At 61.4% G+C, this 16,469-nt stretch carries 16 protein-coding genes; 4 read left to right on the top strand and 12 right to left on the bottom strand.

Annotated elements, in window-relative coordinates:
• Positions 1-10: 10 nt before the first annotated feature.
• From AKV04_RS07410 to AKV04_RS07400, 3 genes are read right to left on the bottom strand one after another with little or no spacing between them, the layout of a single operon-like run.
• Positions 11-892 carry a DMT family transporter gene (locus tag AKV04_RS07410; RefSeq protein WP_156317410.1) on the bottom strand — a complete coding sequence of 294 codons (882 nt, stop codon included), beginning with the start codon at positions 890-892 and terminating at the stop codon, positions 11-13.
• A gap of 18 nt (positions 893-910) precedes the next feature.
• Positions 911-1,516: a LysE/ArgO family amino acid transporter gene (locus tag AKV04_RS07405; protein WP_054005810.1), complete on the bottom strand. Its 606-nt coding sequence runs from the start codon at positions 1,514-1,516 to the stop codon at positions 911-913.
• Positions 1,509-1,751 (bottom strand): ACT domain-containing protein, encoded by a 243-nt coding sequence (locus AKV04_RS07400; RefSeq protein WP_054005809.1) that lies wholly within the window; start codon positions 1,749-1,751, stop codon positions 1,509-1,511. Before AKV04_RS07400 ends, AKV04_RS07405 begins: the two co-directional genes overlap by 8 nt.
• A gap of 84 nt (positions 1,752-1,835) precedes the next feature.
• Between AKV04_RS07400 and AKV04_RS07395 the strand changes: the two genes are divergently transcribed.
• Positions 1,836-2,714: a LysR family transcriptional regulator ArgP gene (locus AKV04_RS07395; protein ID WP_054005808.1), complete on the top strand. Its 879-nt coding sequence runs from the start codon at positions 1,836-1,838 to the stop codon at positions 2,712-2,714.
• A gap of 468 nt (positions 2,715-3,182) precedes the next feature.
• Here the strand turns inward: AKV04_RS07395 and AKV04_RS07390 are convergent, their stop codons facing one another.
• Entirely contained in the window at positions 3,183-4,280 is a 1,098-nt protein-coding gene (locus tag AKV04_RS07390) for a GTP-binding protein (protein ID WP_235815560.1), read from the bottom strand.
• A gap of 337 nt (positions 4,281-4,617) precedes the next feature.
• On the opposite strand from AKV04_RS07390, the gene AKV04_RS07385 reads away from it, so the two are divergent.
• Positions 4,618-5,496 (top strand): DUF2189 domain-containing protein, encoded by an 879-nt coding sequence (locus AKV04_RS07385; RefSeq protein WP_054005807.1) that lies wholly within the window; start codon positions 4,618-4,620, stop codon positions 5,494-5,496.
• Between the two features lie 107 nt (positions 5,497-5,603).
• On the opposite strand, the gene AKV04_RS07380 is transcribed toward AKV04_RS07385, so the two are convergent.
• The 3 genes from AKV04_RS07380 to AKV04_RS07370 all read right to left on the bottom strand — a co-directional run bounded on the left by AKV04_RS07380 (position 5,604) and on the right by AKV04_RS07370 (position 8,185).
• Positions 5,604-6,347, bottom strand: a complete 744-nt coding sequence (locus AKV04_RS07380) for a YebC/PmpR family DNA-binding transcriptional regulator (protein WP_054005806.1) — start codon at positions 6,345-6,347, stop codon at positions 5,604-5,606.
• 84 nt (positions 6,348-6,431) lie between these two features.
• Entirely contained in the window at positions 6,432-7,376 is a 945-nt protein-coding gene (locus AKV04_RS07375) for a DMT family transporter (RefSeq protein WP_054005805.1), read from the bottom strand.
• The gene (locus tag AKV04_RS07370) at positions 7,373-8,185 is read right to left on the bottom strand and encodes a TIGR00282 family metallophosphoesterase (protein ID WP_054005804.1); all 813 of its coding nucleotides are present in this window, start codon (positions 8,183-8,185) and stop codon (positions 7,373-7,375) included. Before AKV04_RS07370 ends, AKV04_RS07375 begins: the two co-directional genes overlap by 4 nt.
• A 145-nt stretch (positions 8,186-8,330) precedes the next feature.
• On the opposite strand from AKV04_RS07370, the gene AKV04_RS07365 reads away from it, so the two are divergent.
• A complete protein-coding gene (locus AKV04_RS07365) occupies positions 8,331-10,721 on the top strand; it encodes a ligase-associated DNA damage response DEXH box helicase (RefSeq protein WP_054005803.1) in 2,391 nt (796 codons plus the stop codon).
• A gap of 105 nt (positions 10,722-10,826) precedes the next feature.
• Positions 10,827-11,468 (top strand): ligase-associated DNA damage response endonuclease PdeM, encoded by a 642-nt coding sequence (gene pdeM, locus AKV04_RS07360; protein WP_054005802.1) that lies wholly within the window; start codon positions 10,827-10,829, stop codon positions 11,466-11,468.
• A 2-nt stretch (positions 11,469-11,470) separates the two neighbouring features.
• Here pdeM and AKV04_RS07355 read toward each other — a convergent pair whose 3' ends face one another.
• The 5 genes from AKV04_RS07355 to AKV04_RS07335 all read right to left on the bottom strand — a co-directional run bounded on the left by AKV04_RS07355 (position 11,471) and on the right by AKV04_RS07335 (position 16,232).
• Positions 11,471-12,214 (bottom strand): LytTR family DNA-binding domain-containing protein, encoded by a 744-nt coding sequence (locus AKV04_RS07355; protein WP_235815559.1) that lies wholly within the window; start codon positions 12,212-12,214, stop codon positions 11,471-11,473.
• A 162-nt stretch (positions 12,215-12,376) separates the two neighbouring features.
• A complete protein-coding gene (gene folD / locus AKV04_RS07350; protein WP_054005800.1) occupies positions 12,377-13,267 on the bottom strand; it encodes a bifunctional methylenetetrahydrofolate dehydrogenase/methenyltetrahydrofolate cyclohydrolase FolD in 891 nt (296 codons plus the stop codon).
• Positions 13,268-13,276: 9 nt separating this feature from the next.
• Positions 13,277-14,155 (bottom strand): bifunctional 5,10-methylenetetrahydrofolate dehydrogenase/5,10-methenyltetrahydrofolate cyclohydrolase, encoded by an 879-nt coding sequence (locus AKV04_RS07345; RefSeq protein ID WP_054005799.1) that lies wholly within the window; start codon positions 14,153-14,155, stop codon positions 13,277-13,279.
• A 9-nt stretch (positions 14,156-14,164) separates the two neighbouring features.
• Positions 14,165-14,467, bottom strand: a complete 303-nt coding sequence (locus tag AKV04_RS07340; RefSeq protein WP_054005798.1) for a chorismate mutase — start codon at positions 14,465-14,467, stop codon at positions 14,165-14,167.
• Positions 14,468-14,555: 88 nt separating this feature from the next.
• The gene (locus tag AKV04_RS07335; protein ID WP_054005797.1) at positions 14,556-16,232 is read right to left on the bottom strand and encodes a formate--tetrahydrofolate ligase; all 1,677 of its coding nucleotides are present in this window, start codon (positions 16,230-16,232) and stop codon (positions 14,556-14,558) included.
• Positions 16,233-16,469 lie beyond the last annotated feature (237 nt).

Below are 16,469 nucleotides of genomic sequence, written 5' to 3'. Positions count from 1 at the left end.
CGCGCGGTGGTTACTCTTGCTGCAACGCCGCGCTATCGACGGCATCCCGCCATGTCACAAAGGTGATCGCGCCAATAATCATCGCACCGCCCAGCAGCACAAACACATCCACCGCCTCGCCAAACAAGATAGCCCCCAAGGCCGTCGCCCAGATCAGCGACAGAAAGGTCACCGGCTGCGTCACAGTCAGCGGAGCCGCCCGGAATGCCCGCGTCATGCAATAATGCCCCGAGGTCGCACAGCCCGCCACCACCGCCAGCCAGCCAAGCTGCGCCCAACTGACCGGAACCCAAACCCACCATGCGAGCGGTGCCAGCCCCAAAGTCACCGTCACCGACATCATCGCCACGATCACCGAGGCATTCGCCAACCCCGTCAACCGCTTGGCAAACAAATAACTTCCGCAGAAAAACACCGCAGCCCCGATCTGACTGAAATGTCCCATATTCAGCGCCTGCACCCCCGGACGCAGCACAATCAGCGCCCCCGCCAACGCCGCCCCAACCGCGATAATCCGCCGTGCTGTCAGCCGCTCCCGCAAAATCAATGCCCCGGCGATCAGCATCAAAACCGGGTTCAGATAGCCAATCGCCGTGGCATGGGCGACCGGGATTCGCGCCATCGCATAGAACCAGAACAGCACCGCAATCGTGTGCATCACCCCGCGCCATGCGAACAGCTTCAACACCTGCCCGCTCATCCCGCGCGCCAACCCCGGCAAGACCGGAGCCAGCAACACCACTCCAAAGGCAAACCGCAAAAACGCCGACTGTGCAGCAGGCAGATCAGTGCCGAGATAGCGCACAATGCCGTTGACCCCCACGAAGGAAAGCCCCGACAGCACCATCCACATCACCCCCTCGCGGGGGCGCCCCAAATCAGTCATATTCATCCGCGGACAGAACCAAGCCTAACCGCCAAAGGCAAGCCCTGCCGCAATCGCCCACATCGTCGCCCCGACAATAATCTCCAACACCACCCAAGCCTTCGGGTTGGCAAACACCGGGGCCAGAAGCCGCGCACCATAGCCCAAAGCGGTGAAAAAGCTGAAACTGCCGCAAGCCGCCGCCGCCCCAAACGCCAGCCGATGCCCCGGATACTGCGCCGAGATGGATCCCAGCAGCACCACCGTATCCAGATAAACATGCGGATTGGCCCATGTCAGCACCAACACCGTCGTCAGCACTTTTGACACGCTGGTTGCCGCCCCATCCCCCGGCTTCAAAGCCTCACCCCCCGCCAAAGCCGCCTTGAACCGCAGGCCACCATAAACCAGCAGAAAAATCACCCCACCCCAGCGCATCGCCTCACCAATCCACGGCACCGATGCGGAAACCACGCCAAACCCCGTCACGCCAAGCGCGATCAGAATCGCATCCGAAATGGCGCAAGCCAGCACCACCACGCCGACATGCTCGCGCCGCAAGCCCTGCCGCAACACGAACGCGTTCTGCGCCCCAATCGCCAAAATCAGGCTGAGTGACACCAAATAACCCTGAACCGCCGCCTCAAGCATCGTTCAACTCCCGCAGCGCCGCCATCGCCTCCAAGCGCCGCTCCCAAGGCACAAACACATGATCATGATAAAACCCCGCCCCCACATTGGCGCTGATCCCTGGCCCCGCCAAAGCCGCCGAGATCGTCGCCGTCAGTCCCACCGCCGTATCGGTCACCACATATCCGTAAGCCACCGCATGCAACTCCGGCTGCATAGACCGCAACCACATCGCCAAATCCACCTCACCCGCCATCACATCCTCCACTTTCGGCTTGACCTAGCAGCCTGTCGCAACTTCACTCAAGTTAATCATTCTCCAATTAGATAAGCCTAGCTAATGTTCGATCCCGCCCAACTCGCAGCCCTCGCCGCCGTGCATCGTCGTGGCTCGTTTGACCTTGCTGCGGCTGAGCTGCACGTCACCCCCTCGGCAATATCCCAACGCCTCAAAGCGCTGGAGGAAACTGCGGGCACCCTGCTGATCCGCCGCGCCCAGCCCTGCACCGCCACCCCGGCGGGCCTCAGGATGATCCGCCACCATGATGAGGTGACGCTGCTGGAACGCACCCTCGCCACCGACCTGCCGTGGCTGTCGCCTCGCCCCGCCACGCTACGGATCGCGGTCAATGCCGACAGTCTGGCCACTTGGGTGATCCCGGCGTTGGCGGCAACCGAGGGCTTCCTATTCGATCTGGTGATCGACGATCAGGAGGTCAGCCAAGACTGGCTGAAGCGCGGCGAGGTTGCCGCCGCCATCACCGCCCATCCCGGCCCGTTGCAGGGCTGCGATACGATCCCACTGGGAGCTTTGCGCTACCGGGCCACGGCCTCGCCCGCCTATATGGCGCGCTGGATGGCCGAGGGGGTGACGGCGGCCAGCCTTGCGGCGGCACCTGGGCTGAACTTCTCGGATCACGATCGGCTGCAAGAGATTTGGGTGGAGCGGCAGATCGGGCGGCAATCCAAACGGGCGTTTCCAAGCCATCGGCTGGCGAGCAGTCAGGGCTTCGTCGATGGCTGCTTGGCGGGCTTGGGATGGGCGTTGAACCCGGAGGCTCTGGTGGCCCCCCACCTCGCCTCGGGCGCGTTGATCGAGATGGTGGCGGGCACACCGTTGGATGTCGCCCTGCACTGGCAATTCAGTCGCCTGACGGCCCCGGCTTTGGCTCCGCTGACTCGAGAAATTCGGGCGGCGGCGGGGCGGGTTTTGGTGTAGGGATAGCAGTGGTCCCAACTCGGGACCTTTTTTTATTGTTTGATATCAGATGGATAGGGTGGGTGATTTAAGGGATTTTTAACGTTTGATCCCAAAAGCTGCCAACCTGAGCCGCAGGATTGTTCTGTTTTGCCTGCCATAAGCGTTCTGTTTTCCGAAGCGTATCTTGGGGAGCCCGATTTTGCGTGCTAAGAGCTTCTAGGCCCGCTTGGTCCGCCTAGCACTCATTCCCAAAAACTCCTTCTTCCGCCCTCACAAGCAAACAACCCGCCCGGAAACAAGGCGCGAATGCGCCGCCGGGCAGCGCCTGACCGCCCCCTCGGGCGGGCGCTATTGCGCTGTCTCGCTTAGAACTGCTGGGGCTCGCCCACCCGGCGGTCAGGCGTTGCCCTCGTGTTGTGACCGTTCAGAGCGCGCAGCATCCGCAATGCCCTCATCTGGCAACGCGCGGGCTCCCGGCCTTGCGGTTCAGGGCTCGCCAAGATGGCATCGGCGGGCCGGATTTGCGGCTTGGGGGCTTGGTCTTGCTTGGCGGTGGTGTGGGATAATGCATGCGCCAATGAAGACCAGCTCTTGCCGCCGATCGCCCCAAGGCTCAGTCCACTTCGCGGCCATTTCTGCCAGCGCATCAGGATGTGTGGGCCAGCGCGTCGGCGGCACGCTCGCCCACCAGCCGCCGAGCGGCGTGACGCTGGACAAAGCCCCGGCAAGGCTGAATTCCAGCGCCAGATTCGGGCGGCTGGCGATCCAGAAATGCCCCTTGGCGCGGATCACCCCCGGCAATTCACCATTCAGCACGGTATGGATGCGGGCGGGATCAAACGGCGCGCGGGCGCGGTAGACGAAAGAGGTAATGCCGAATGCCTCGGTTTCCGGCGTGTGATGCGCGAAGCCGTAGAGTTCTTTCGCCCACAAAGGATGCTCTTGCGCGCGGTCAAAATCGAACAGGTTTGTGTCAAAGATCACATCGGAGCAGACGATGCTGTGGTCGGTTTCAATCAACCGTGCATCCGGGTTCAGCGCCCGGATGATCTTGCGGACGGCATCGGCGCGCGCAGGCCCGGCATCGCTGATCTTGTTCAGGATGATCACATTGGCGAATTCGATCTGCTCGGTCAGCAGGTTGACCAATGTGCGCTGATCGCCCTCGTCCGTGGTTTCGCCGCGATCACTGAGGAAATCTTGGCTGGAGAAATCGCGCAGCAGGTTCAGCGCATCCACCACCGTGACCATCGTATCAAGCCGCGCCACATCCGACAGGCTATCGCCATGCTCATCGCGGAAATCGAAGGTGGCGGCGACGGGGAGCGGCTCGGCAATACCCGTGGATTCGATCAGCAGGTAGTCAAAACGGCCCTCGGCGGCCAGTTTGCGGACCTCAATCAGCAGATCATCGCGCAGGGTGCAGCAGATGCAGCCATTGGTCATCTCAACCGGCTTTTCGTCTGATCGTGACAGCGAGGCGCCGTCGCGGATCAGGTCTGCGTCAATATTGACCTCGGACATATCGTTGACGATCACCGCCACCCGGCGGCCATCGCGGTTGTTCAGGATATGGTTCAGCAAGGTGGTTTTGCCCGCGCCGAGAAAGCCGGAGAGGACGGTGACGGGGAGTTTGGGAATAGCGTGATTCCGTTATGTTATACTATAACATAACAAGCGGAAGTGAAGGCTGCAAGGCGAGATCGTTTCTGCCGTGCAGAATGACTCACCCCCCAGACTTCAAGGCGCGAAAGCGCCGCCGGGCACAGCGCCTGACCGCCATCCACCGACACGCCTGCGTGATCCAGACGATGGGGCGCGACTGCGGGCCGCATCCGTGCTAAAGTGGCTTCAGTGTTGTTGTCCTTGGATGCGGTCGCATTCTTGCGATGTGCCCGCCGAAACAGGTGGAGGAAACGTCATGGCAGAAACAATCGGCAATCCGCTCTCATGGGCCGCGCGGCAACTTGGCGCGGGTTTTCATCGCATTGAGGACGGGACGGCAGAAATCGCCGGCAGCGACCGCGCCCCGATCGTCATCACCGGCTTGCAGATCGCCGATCTGCGCATCGCGCTGAAAAAGGGGCTGCAGGATTTCTTGGCCCTACGCACCGATGTGATCTTTGTTGTGCTGATGTATCCGATCATCGGGCTGGCGCTGGCAGGATTCGCACTCAACCGGGGCATGTTGCCGCTGCTGTTTCCGATGATTTCGGGCTTTGCCTTGCTTGGCCCCGTCGCCGCCATCGGACTTTATGAGATGAGCCGACGGCGCGAGTTGGGGTTACCGACGACTTGGGCCGATGCATTTGGCGTGCTTGGATCGCCCTCGCTGTTCCCGATCCTGACGCTGGGGGTCTACCTGTTCGGGATCTTCTTGGCTTGGTTGCTCAGCGCGAATGAGATTTACAACGCCACGCTTGGCCCGGCAGCACCCGCCTCGGTGCAGGGGTTTCTGCAGGATATTTTGATGACCTCGGCGGGCAGGACGATGGCGGCCGCGGGCATCGGGGTGGGATTTCTGTTTGCTTGCGTTGTGCTTGCGCTGTCACTGGTGTCTTTCCCGCTGCTGGTCGACCGCCATGTCGGCGTGGTGCGGGCGGTGATGACCTCATTCAGCGTGGCGCGGCGCTCTCCGCTGGCGGCAGCGGCTTGGGGGGCGGTGGTGGTGATCGGGCTGGGATTTGGGGTGCTTACCGCCTTCGTCGGGCTGATGTTCGTGTTGCCGGTGCTGGGCCATGCCAGTTGGCATCTCTACCGCCGTGCCGTGGCCCCGCCGTTAAATCAGGTCAAGCCGTAAGGCGAATAGCGCCGGATTGCTGACGCGGGGCCGTTAAAGCATTGAAAAAGCCGCGCAGGATGTGCGCGGCTTTGGGTTTGGGCGCGTATGGTGCGCTGAAGCGCACCCTACTCCAGCTGTGCCGCCACTTCCTCAGACATATCGAAGTTATGGGTGACGGTTTGCACATCGTCATCCTCTTCCAGCATGTCGATCAGTCGCATCAGTTTGGTGGCGGTGTCCAGATCCACCTCAGTCAGCACTTGCGCCTTCCAGATCAGCTTGGATTCCAGCGACTCGCCCAAGGCTTTTTCCAAAGCGTCGGAAACCTCGTTCAGGCTTTCGACCGAGCAATAAATCCAGTGGCCATCCTCATCGGATTCGACATCATCGGCCCCGGCATCCAAAGCCGCCATCATCACGTCATCAGCAGAGCCAGCCGAGGCGGGATAGGAAATCTCGCCCATGCGGTCAAAGCCGTGCGAAACCGACCCGGTTTGCCCCAGATTGCCACCGCATTTGCTGAAATAGCTGCGCACGTTCGAAGCGGTGCGGTTCAGGTTGTCGGTCATCGCCTCAACCATGATGGCGATGCCGTTGACGCCGTAACCTTCATAGCGGATTTCGGTGTAATCGGCACCATCACCCATCTGCGATTTCTTGATCGCGCGGTCGATCACGTCTTTCGGCATCGACACCGCTTTCGCGGCCTTCACGGCCAAACGCAGACGCGGGTTCATATCCACGTCGGGCATCCCCATTTTGGCGGCGACGGTGATTTCCTTCGCCAGCTTTGAGAACACTTTCGAGCGGGCTTTATCCTGCTTGCCCTTGCGGTGCTGGATGTTCGCCCATTTTGAATGGCCTGCCATGACCCGTCTCCGATCCCTAATTCAGGTGTTGGATTGCCTTACACCAGCCAAGGGTGCGGCTGCAACCCCGACCGCAAATCCACGCTATTCGTTCAACGGTTGCAGGGTTTGGTGCCGCAGTTTCGGCTGCACAAGGCTGAGACCCGCCAGCATCACCGCCGCCGCTGCCCAGACCCAAGGGCTGAAGCGCTCGCCCAACAGCAGCATCGCCCAGATCACGCCCGAGGCGGTGACGATGTAGCTTGATTGCGAGGCGAAGACGGCTCCGGCCTTGGCGGCGAGCCAGACGAAGGCGGAATAGAGCAGCGCGTGCAGGGCAGACGAGGCGATCAGCGCCCATTCCGCCTTTCCCGGCGGCAGCGGCATCGCAAAGCCGTGGCCCAAGGCCAGCATGATCGGCGTGCAGAGGATCAACCCAACGAGAGAGGCCCCGAACATCGCTTGCAGCGCGTCCATCCCAGCGGTGCCGGTCTTGGCGACATAGGTGCTTTCCATCGCGTAAAACAGCGGCCCGATCATCGCCACCGGCAGGAAGGCAGCCATGGCCGGATCAGGCAGGCTGGCATTGGGCAAAGCGATCAGCAGCACTCCGGCCAGCCCCATGCCCAGACCCGCCAAACGGCGGGGTGAGAAATTGTCCATCCCCAAGGCCATCGCCATCGGGAAGGCCAACAGCGGCACCATCGAGATCAGGATTGACATGATCCCCGACGGCAAGCGCGCCACCGAGATGTAGAAGGTGGCATTCGGCACCAGCGTGCCAAGCACGGCGACGACGACGTAGAACCGCAAAGCCTCGGGCCGCAACGACAGGCGTTTGCCGCGCAGCAAGGTTACGCTGCCCAAGACAAGCGTGCAAACGATCAACTGCCAGAAGATCAGCCCGAACGGCTTATGCCCGGTCGAGGCCGCGATCTTGCCAAGCGGTTGCGTCAACCCCCAGCCGAGGCCAAGGCACAGTAGGATCAGCAACAGTTGCAGGCGTTTTGGCGCGACTTGAGTCTGGGCGTGGGGTGGGGTCGCGATCATGGCGAGGATTGCTCTAAAGTGCCACCATTGCGGATCATCTTGATTTTCAGCGCCTTGCCAGTGCGATCATCGGTTTCGACATAGGCACCTGACAAAGTGGCGGGGCCTTCGGCGGGGGTAAACCGCGCGCTTGACATGCCGGTGATGAAGCGGCGCAAAGGCTCCAGCTTTTCCATGCCGATCACCGAGTTGTAATCACCGCACATCCCGGCATCGGTCATATAGCCCGTGCCACCGGCCAAGATTTGCGCGTCTCCGGTCGGCACATGGGTGTGGGTGCCGACAACCAAGGACGCCTGCCCGTCGCACCAATGCCCCATCGCCATCTTCTCGGACGTGGCCTCGGCATGGACATCCACCACCGCCGCCTGAACGCTTGCGCCCATGCGGTGGGTTTTCAGGATGGTTTCCACCGCAGAAAACGGATCGTCAAACGGGCGCTTCATAAACACCTGCCCCAGCACCTGCGTCACCAGAACTTTGCGCCCCTGCGTGGCGTCGAAAATCTTCACGCCCCGCCCCGGAGCGACCTTGGAGAAGTTCAACGGCCGGATGATCCGGGGTTCCTGCTCGATATATTGCAGCATGTCTTTTTGGTCGAACGCATGATCGCCCAAGGTCAGACAATCCGCCCCCGCGCCGAGCAAGACGCGGGCGTGCTCCGCCGTCAAGCCCGCGCCCTGTGATGCATTCTCGCCATTGACCACGACAAAATCGAGACCCCAATCGCGGCGCAATGTGGGCAGGCGATCCACAATCGCCGCCCGCCCTGCCCGCCCCATCACATCGCCTAAAAATAGTATTTTCATGGCAATCGGCTTAGGCTGTGATCGCGGTGGCAGCAAGTCCATCCGCGACATTGTGGCGGCGGTGGGAGCCTCCGGCGGGAGTATTTAGGCCAAGATGAAATTGCGCGGGGGTTTTCTTTGCATGGCTTGCGCTTAGGTTAGCGGGATGGAATTGCCCGCAGCCCTTGCCGATTGGTTTGCCGCCCAAGGCTGGGCCTTGCATCCGCATCAGTTGGCGATGTTGGAGCGGGCGGGGGATGCTTCGACTTTGCTGATCGCGCCGACTGGCGGGGGCAAGACCCTCGCGGGGTTTTTGCCGAGTTTGGCAGAACTGGCGGATGGCAAGCACAAGGGGCTGCACACGCTGTATATCTCGCCGCTGAAAGCGCTGACGGCGGATATTCGACGGAATTTGCGCCGTCCGGTCGAAGGTGTTGGTCTACCGATTCGCATCGAGGATCGCACCGGGGATACCACTTACACCCAGCGCCGTAGGCAGCGCGCCGATCCACCGCATATTCTGCTGACCACGCCGGAAAGCCTTGCGCTGCTGCTGAGTTACGAGGATGCGCCACGGATATTCGCCGGGCTGTCGCGGGTGATTGTCGATGAAATCCATGCCCTCGCCGAAAGCAAGCGTGGCGATCAGTTGATGTTGCAGCTGGCGCGGTTGGAGACTCTGGCCCCCGGCCTGCGACGGGTGGGGCTGTCGGCGACGGTGGAGGACCCGCCTGCGCTGGCGGCATTTTTGGGGGCGGGCACGCAGGTGATGCAGGCCGATCCGGGACCGGACCCGGACATTTCAATGCTGATCACGCAACAGCCGCCGCCTTGGGCGGGCAACGGTGCGCATTATGCGATTCCGGCGATCTTGGATCAGGTGAAGCTGCATAAAACCACGCTGATCTTTCACAACACCCGCGCGCAGGCCGAGATTTTCTTTCACCGTTTGTGGCTGCTGAATACCGAGGATTTGCCGATTGGCATCCATCACGGCTCGCTGTCGCGCGAACAGCGCGACCGGGTGGAGCAGGCGATGGTGGACGGCAGGCTGCGGGCGATTGTCTGCACGGGTAGCCTCGATTTGGGCATCGACTGGGGCGATGTTGATCTGGTGATTCAGGTCGGCGCACCCAAGAACGTCAAACGTTTGGTGCAGCGCATTGGCCGCGCCAACCACCGTTACAACGCGCCATCAAAAGCGCTGCTGGTGCCCGCCAATCGCTTTGAAGTGGTGGAATGTCAGGCGGCTCTACAAGCGGTGAAAGCGCATCAGCTCGATGGCGATCCGCGCGGGCCGGGGCCGTTGGATGTTTTGTGCCAGCATATTCTGGCAACCGCCTGCGCCGCGCCGTTTGACGCGGGTGCGCTTTACGGCGAGGTGATCACGGCGGGGCCCTATGCGGGCCTGACGCGGGCGGAATTCGACAGCTGTCTGGATTTTGTCGCCACGGGCGGCTACGCTTTGCGCGCCTATGACAAATGGCAGCGGCTGATGATCCGCGACGGCAAATGGTCGCTGCGCGATCCGCGCACAGCAGCGGTGATCCGGCAGAATTTGGGTACGATCATCGACACCGAGACCCTGAAGGTGCGGCTGAAGGGTCGCATGGGTGGCACACCTTTGGGCGAGGTGGAGGAGGCGTTTGCCAGCACCCTGACCCCCGGCGATACCTTTCTGATCGGCGGGCAGGTGGTGCGCTACGATGGCTTGCGCGAGATGACGGTAGAGGTGACGCGCCAGCCCGGACGTGATCCGAAAGTGGCGGTGTTCTCGGGGACGAAATTCGCCACCTCGACCCAGCTGTCCGAGCGGATTTTGCAGATTTTCCAGCAGGGGGACTGGCCTGACCTGCCCTCCCACACCGCGCAGTGGTTGAGCTTGCAGCGTGAAGTCTCGCAGCTGCCGCAGCCGGGGCGGCTGCTGGTGGAAACCTTTGGCTATGAGGCGCGGCAGCATCTGGTGCTCTATGGTTTCGCGGGGCGCAATGCGCAGCAGACCTTGGGGCTGCTCTTGACCAAACGCATGGAGGATCAGGGGCTGCATCCTTTGGGCTTTGTCGCCACCGATTATGCCACGATGATCTGGGGGCTGACAGAGGTGCTTGATCCGGCGGCGTTGCTTGACCGTGCCAGCTTACGCGCCGATCTGGAGGGCTGGCTGGGCGGCAATGCGGTGATGAAGCGCACCTTCCGCAATGTGGCGATCATCGCTGGGCTGATCGAGCGCAGCCATCAAGGGCGGCGCAAATCCGGGCGGCAAGCGACGTTCTCCAGCGATATCCTCTATGACACGCTGCGCAAATATGATGCGGGCCATCTGATGCTGGCGATCACCAAGGATGCGGCGATGCGCGGGCTGGTTGATTTCGGGCGGTTGGAGGCGATGTTGCAACGGATTGGCGACCGGTTGGATCATGTCCGGCTGGAGCGCCCCTCGCCCCTCGCGGCGCCGCTGTTTTTAGAGATGGGCAAGGTTCCAGTCGACGGCAAGGGTCGCGAGCGTTTGGCGGAAGATGCGGCGGCACAGCTGATGCGGGATGCCGGGTTGACCTAGCAACAGATGCCGCTTCGGGGGGCATCGAGCCCCCACTCATCGGCGTTGCCACGGGATGCGGGCAGGTCTTGTCAAGTTGACCATCACAGGGCAAAGCTGCTCGCCATGTATCGGTTTTCCCTGTCTTCGGCTGATCTGCACGCCCTGCCCTCGGGCGCATTGCATTGGCCTGCCGAACAGCTGTTGGTCGTCTCTGACCTGCATTTCGGCAAGTCGGAACGCCTCGCGCGGCGGGGTGGTGCGCTGCTACCACCGTTCGAGACCCGCGACACCTTGCAACGGTTGGATGATGATCTGGAGGCGACGGGCGCGCGGGGGGTAATCTGTTTGGGCGACAGCTTTGATGATCTGCGCGCCGCCGAAGCGATGGACCCCGCCGATCAGCTTTGGCTCACCCGCTTGATGGCGGGGCGCGATTGGGTCTGGATTGAGGGCAACCATGACGCGGGCCCGTTTGCTTTGGGCGGCAGTCACCGGGCGGAACTGCAGATCGGGCCGCTGGCGTTTCGCCATATCGCCACCACGCAAACACCTGAAATTTCCGGCCATTACCACCCAAAGCTGCGGCTGGCGGGACAGGCGCGGCGCTGTTTTCTGCTGGACCAAGCCCGGGTGATCTTGCCCGCCTATGGCAGCTATACGGGCGGGTTGTGGAGCCATGATCCTACCCTGACCGCGCTGATGCAGCCGCAAGCCTTGGCGGTGGCGATTGGCAAAACCGCCCTGCCCTTGCCGATGCCGCGCTAGCCCTACAGCAAGCCGCGCGCCACCAGTTTTTCACGGTGGTTTTTCGACACCGGCAGACGATTGCCGCCCTCCAGCGCCACGAACAGCTTGGCACCGTCGCGCTCTACCCCCTGCACCGCCTCCCACGCCACCCAATGCGAGCGGTGGATTTGCGCACCCTCAACCGGAGCCGTCTCGACCATCGCATCGCTGAGCCGCATCAGCAGGCTGGTGGTGCCACAACTGGTCTGCACGTCAACATAGTGATCGCGCACCGAAATCGACCACAAAGCGCCGGGGGTCACGACATCCAACCGTTGCAACAGCCGGGGCAGAGGCGGCGCTTCGGGTTCTGGTTCCGGCGCGAGCGCGGGCTCCGGCGCAGCGGGCGGCGGGTCAAAGTCTAACGCGACCGTGCGGCGCAACGACGACAGCCCTAATGACAGCGAAAACACCAGCAGCATCAACTCACCCAAACCGGGATAGCTGACGGTGTCGGTCGGCGGGATCTGGTGCAGAAATTGATCCAGCATTGGCGCGATGATCAGGCTGGCAAGGCCCGCATTCAGCGCCGAGGCCCAGCGAAACCGCCGCGGCGGCAGCGTGCTGAACACCAGCACCCGGATCGCCACGCCCACCAACATGATCGCCGCCAGTAGGGGGGCGACCGCCAGCAAACGCTGGCCAAAACTATAGGCGGCATAGGTGCCAAACGGGCCCGTCAAAGCGACAAAAAGCAGCAGGACGGCCCAAAAACTAATGGACACGCCCGAGCTTATTTCCTGTTTAAATCTTTGGGCGAACGCCGACATGGGCCTCTGGCGCGTTACTGGTTACTTCGGCGGTGCTTAGCGACTGGTTAACCTTGTGGCAATCATTTCAATTATCCAAATGGATAACTGCTGCGTTTTAACAACGCTTTACAGGTTTCAGGCCGTCAAACCCTCTGGTTCGGGCAGGCCATTGGCGCGGCAGCATGCCGTCAGGGCATTGGCCAGCAGGCAAGCGATGGTCATCGGGCCAACGCCGCCCGGAACCGGGGTGATCGCGCCCGCCACTTTCGCGGCTGATTCGTAGTGTACATCACCGACCAGCTTGTTTTTGCCATCGCGTTCAATGCGGTTGATGCCGACGTCGATCACCGTGGCACCGGGTTTGACGAAATCTCCGGTGATCATTTCCGGGCGCCCGACGGCGGCGACGAGGATATCGGCGCCCCGGCAGACGACGGCGAGATCCTTGGTGCGGCTGTGCGCAATGGTCACGGTGCAGCTGTCGCCCAGCAGCAGTTGTGCCATCGGTTTGCCGACGATGTTGGAGCGGCCGACGACAACCGCGTTGAGGCCCGCCAAGCTGCCATGATGATCGCGCAGCATCATCAGACAGCCGAGCGGCGTGCAAGGGACCATGCTCTTTTGTCCGGTCCCCAGGAGACCAACGTTGGAAATGTGAAAGCCGTCGACATCCTTAGCGGGGTCGATGGTGTTGATGATCAGTTCAGAATTCAGATGAGCAGGCAGCGGCAACTGCACGAGAATGGCATGAACTTTCGGATCGGCGTTCAGGCTGTTGACCAAGGCCAGCAGATCGGCCTCAGAGGTGTCCGCAGGCAAGCGATGTTCGAAAGATGCCATGCCGACTTCGATGGTCGAGGCGTGTTTGTTGCGCACGTAAACCTGAGACGCCGGGTCTTCACCGACCAGAACCACCGCGAGGCCCGGCTGGATGCCATGGCTTTCGCGCAATTTGGCGACATGCGCCTGCACCTGCGCGCGCACTTTGGCCGCGAAAACTTTGCCGTCAATCACTGTAGCGGTCATGTTATTCTCCTAGCTCGCAGCCGCGAAGGCGCTGCGATAATGGTCCATTTGCATCCGGGTCGCCAGAACGGCGTTTTTCATCAATGTGGCGACGGTCACCGGGCCAACACCGCCGGGAACCGGGGTGATCCAGCCAGCGACCTTCGAGCAGCTTTCAAAATCCGCATCCCCGACAGTTTTGCCATCGACGCGGTTGATGCCAATGTCGATCAAAGCCGAGCCGGGCTTCAGCATCGCTCCGGTGACAAGCCCCGGCTTGCCCACCGCGACGAACACCGCATCCGCCGCGCGGCTATGCACGGCAACCTGACGGGTCATGTGGTGGCAGACGGTCACGGTTGCCCCCAGACCCATCATCAGAAAGGCAATCGGTTTGCCGACGATTTCAGAGTGGCCGATAACGCAGACATCAAGGCCTTCCAGCTTCAACGGCAGGGTTTTCAGGATTTCCACGGCGGCAACCGCCGTGCAGGGGCCAAGCGCCAGATCGTTGTAGACGATATTGCCAATCGAGGCCGGGTGCATCCCCTCAACATCTTTCAACGGATGCACCGCCTTTTGCAACGCCTTCACCGGGATATGCGCAGGCAAGGGCCGCTGAATGATGATGCCGTTCACCCGAGGATCAGCGTTCAGGCCGGCCAAAACCCCGGTAAGTTGCTCTAAACTAATGCTTTCCGGATAATTCCGCGCCTCAAACCCAACGCCCGCATCCTGCGCTTGGCGCTGCTGGTTGCGCACATACAATTCCGCAGCAGCCACATCACCGACCGAGATCGACACCAGCTTCGGCGTCCAGCCCGCGTCCGTCAAAGCCTGCGCTTCGAGCAAAGTCTCGCCGCGCATCCGCGCCGCAATGGCTTTTCCGTCAATCAGCGTCGCCGTCATACCGCCCTTTCAGGGGCTGTCCGGCCCCAGAACCTGTTCCTCGCGGGCGATCGACCATTCGATGATCCGCCGCCAGAGATCTTCTGCAAGCGCCGGGTCCAGACCTTCGGCCTCTGCCCCTGCCCGCACCCGATCTACCACTTGCTCCACCCGGTCATTGATCCGCGCGGGCAGCATTTCGGTTTGTTTGAGCACAGCAGCGCGGTCGATATAGCTCGCCCGCGCCGCCAGTTTTGCAACGATTTCCGCATCCAGAAGATCAATCTGCACACGCAAATCTTGCATCGTTAGGCAATCGGCGGGGGCCTTCATCGCGCTCTCCTTTGGGCTGGCATGGAGTTAATTCCGATGCGGTCCAAAGGCAAGGCGACGAATGGCCCCAGCCTGTTTCAATCGTGGCTTAGAACAGTCCTTCGACATTGCCATCCGCGTTCAGGCGGATCACTTCAGCCGACGGCACTTTCGGCAGACCCGGCATGGTCATGATCTCACCGCAGATCGCGACGATGAAACCAGCCCCTGCCGACAGCCGCACTTCACGCACCGGCACGGTATGGCCAGTCGGCGCACCGCGGACGGTCGGATCGGTGGTGAAGCTGTACTGGGTCTTGGCCACACAGATCGGCAGATGGCCGTAGCCCGCCGCTTCCCAAACGCGCAACTGATCACGGATCGACTTGTCGGCGATCACAGCGTCAGCATGATAGATCCGCTTGGCGATGGTTTCCAGCTTTTGGAACAGAGGCATCTCGTCGGGATACAGCGGTGCGAAGTTGGCCGCACCAGACTCGGCCATTTGAACGACCTTATGCGCCAGTTCTTCAATGCCTTCCGACCCCAAGGCCCAGTGTTTGCACAGGATCGCCTCTGCGCCCTGCTCGGCCACATAGGCTTTCACGGCTGCAATCTCGGCATCGGTGTCGCTGAAGAAGTGGTTGATCGCAACCACAACCGGCACGCCAAAGCCTTTGACGTTGCCGATGTGACGGCCCAAATTCGGGCAGCCTTTTTTCACCGCTTCAACATTTTCCGCACCCAAGTCAGCCTTGGCCACGCCGCCGTTCATCTTCATCGCGCGCACGGTGGCGACGATGACAGCCGCAGAAGGCTTCAGGCCCGCTTTGCGACATTTGATGTCGAAGAATTTCTCAGCGCCCAAGTCAGCACCGAAACCAGCTTCGGTCACCACATATTCGCCCAGCTTCAGCGCGGTCTTGGTGGCGATCACCGAGTTACAGCCGTGGGCGATGTTGGCAAACGGGCCGCCATGCACGAAGGCGGGGTTGTTTTCCAGCGTCTGCACGATGTTCGGCTGCATCGCGTCTTTCAGCAGAACGGTCATAGCGCCGTCCGCCTTGATGTCGCGGCAATAGATCGGGGTTTTGGCGCGGGTGTAGGCCACGACGATATCGCCCAAACGCTTTTCCAGATCTTCCAGATCGTTCGACAGGCACAAGATCGCCATGACTTCCGAAGCCACGGTGATATCAAAGCCAGTCTGACGCGGGAAGCCGTTCGACACGCCGCCCAAGTTGACCACAATATCACGCAACGCGCGGTCGTTCATGTCCATCACGCGACGCCAGACGATGCGGCGGGCGTCGATCTCAAGGCTGTTGCCCCAGTAGATGTGGTTGTCGATCATCGCCGACAGCAGGTTGTGGGCGCTGGTGATCGCGTGGAAGTCGCCGGTGAAATGCAGGTTCATTTCTTCCATCGGCACGACTTGGCTGTAGCCGCCGCCCGCAGCGCCGCCCTTCATGCCGAAGTTCGGGCCCAAGGACGCCTCGCGAATACAGACCACGGCCTTTTTGCCGATGCGGTTCAGGCCATCGCCCAGACCCACGGTGGTGGTGGTCTTGCCTTCGCCAGCGGGCGTCGGGTTGATCGCGGTGACAAGGATCAGCTTGCCGTCTGGGCGGCCGGCCAAAGATTTGATGAACTCTTGGCTCACCTTGGCTTTGTCATGGCCGTAGGGCAGCAGATGCTCAGCCGGGATGCCCAGCTTCGCGCCAATCTCCATGATCGGCTTTTTCTTGGCTTCGCGTGCAATCTCGATGTCGGTTTTGAAGGCCATTTCATTCTCCCAAGGGGCACGGACTGTCCCGTTGGCGACGTGATACCGGAGAAAATGACGATTCAAACGCGCTTTTCCGACTTCTTCCCATGCAAAATCGCCAGCCGATGTTTCCGATCGGAAAGTGCGGGGCGGGTGGAGGAAAAATTCTACGCTTGGAACACATATTCCATAACGGCGCATGACAGCAGTTGTCATCTGAACGCGGCTTTGCAGGCTTGAGCCAAGTCAAAACCT

Origin of the sequence: Cypionkella psychrotolerans (assembly GCF_001294535.1) — a bacterium.
In the GTDB taxonomy this organism is placed as follows: domain Bacteria; phylum Pseudomonadota; class Alphaproteobacteria; order Rhodobacterales; family Rhodobacteraceae; genus Cypionkella; species Cypionkella psychrotolerans.
This window is presented reverse-complemented; position numbering and strand designations above follow the sequence as displayed.

What these genes read in the sequence shown, in the direction of transcription:
- AKV04_RS07410 (WP_156317410.1), bottom strand. Translation starts at nt 892, where the DNA reads ATGAATATGACTGATTTGGGGCGCCCCCGCGAGGGGGTGATGTGGATG.
- AKV04_RS07405 (WP_054005810.1), bottom strand. Translation starts at nt 1,516, where the DNA reads ATGCTTGAGGCGGCGGTTCAGGGTTATTTGGTGTCACTCAGCCTGATT.
- AKV04_RS07400 (WP_054005809.1), bottom strand. Translation starts at nt 1,751, where the DNA reads ATGGCGGGTGAGGTGGATTTGGCGATGTGGTTGCGGTCTATGCAGCCG.
- AKV04_RS07395 (WP_054005808.1), top strand. Translation starts at nt 1,836, where the DNA reads ATGTTCGATCCCGCCCAACTCGCAGCCCTCGCCGCCGTGCATCGTCGT.
- AKV04_RS07385 (WP_054005807.1), top strand. Translation starts at nt 4,618, where the DNA reads ATGGCAGAAACAATCGGCAATCCGCTCTCATGGGCCGCGCGGCAACTT.
- AKV04_RS07380 (WP_054005806.1), bottom strand. Translation starts at nt 6,347, where the DNA reads ATGGCAGGCCATTCAAAATGGGCGAACATCCAGCACCGCAAGGGCAAG.
- AKV04_RS07375 (WP_054005805.1), bottom strand. Translation starts at nt 7,376, where the DNA reads ATGATCGCGACCCCACCCCACGCCCAGACTCAAGTCGCGCCAAAACGC.
- AKV04_RS07370 (WP_054005804.1), bottom strand. Translation starts at nt 8,185, where the DNA reads ATGAAAATACTATTTTTAGGCGATGTGATGGGGCGGGCAGGGCGGGCG.
- AKV04_RS07365 (WP_054005803.1), top strand. Translation starts at nt 8,331, where the DNA reads ATGGAATTGCCCGCAGCCCTTGCCGATTGGTTTGCCGCCCAAGGCTGG.
- pdeM (WP_054005802.1), top strand. Translation starts at nt 10,827, where the DNA reads ATGTATCGGTTTTCCCTGTCTTCGGCTGATCTGCACGCCCTGCCCTCG.
- folD (WP_054005800.1), bottom strand. Translation starts at nt 13,267, where the DNA reads ATGACCGCTACAGTGATTGACGGCAAAGTTTTCGCGGCCAAAGTGCGC.
- AKV04_RS07345 (WP_054005799.1), bottom strand. Translation starts at nt 14,155, where the DNA reads ATGACGGCGACGCTGATTGACGGAAAAGCCATTGCGGCGCGGATGCGC.
- AKV04_RS07340 (WP_054005798.1), bottom strand. Translation starts at nt 14,467, where the DNA reads ATGAAGGCCCCCGCCGATTGCCTAACGATGCAAGATTTGCGTGTGCAG.
- AKV04_RS07335 (WP_054005797.1), bottom strand. Translation starts at nt 16,232, where the DNA reads ATGGCCTTCAAAACCGACATCGAGATTGCACGCGAAGCCAAGAAAAAG.